This window comes from Blastopirellula sediminis (assembly GCF_020966755.1).
Lineage (GTDB): Bacteria > Planctomycetota > Planctomycetia > Pirellulales > Pirellulaceae > Blastopirellula > Blastopirellula sediminis.
On record NZ_JAJKFT010000006.1, the window covers coordinates 1 to 530 of the forward strand.

General features: G+C 60.2%; 2 pseudogenes. Both read left to right on the top strand.

Features of this window, described 5'->3' with window-relative positions:
- A pseudogene (locus LOC68_RS11025) lies at positions 1–234 on the top strand (AAA family ATPase); the annotation flags it as partial.
- A 33-nt stretch (positions 235–267) separates the two neighbouring features.
- A pseudogene (locus LOC68_RS11030) lies at positions 268–530 on the top strand (hypothetical protein); the annotation flags it as partial.

The following is a 530-nucleotide window of genomic DNA, read 5'->3' on the forward strand; positions in this document are numbered from 1 at the left end:
TGGACCGGCGCCGAGATTCGCGCCTGCTGTCGCTTAGCGGCGCTATTGGACGTGCCGCTGGAGGTTGCTGCGCGACAAATCGTGCCGGTTGCCGTAACCGCTCAGGAATCGGTCGAACGGGTTCGGCGGTGGGCCAACGGCCGCTGCCTTTCGAGTGAAACGTCTGGCATCTATCAGGCGCCGGCCAGTCGTACGTCGCGGCGATCGTTGAACCGTGACGTCAGTTCGAACTAACCCATACTTGCTACTCTTCTATGGAGGAAAACTATGGCGACAATGCTTTCGGAACGATTGGAAGGGGCGACAAGCCCTGCGGAACGAATTCGAGCGACGATGATCGCGACTCGCATCAGCTTCGTATGGCTTGGTACGCGAAAGGCCCTTACGGCCGAGCAGAGGTCTCAAGCCGCCGAGTCGTTTGATGCGGCTGGCGATTTCTTAAGCGCCGGGAAAAAACTGTTGGATACGCGATGCCCCGCCTTCAAGGCGGTCTCGGCCGTTCGCAATAACGCCCGCGGCTACTGGCGAGC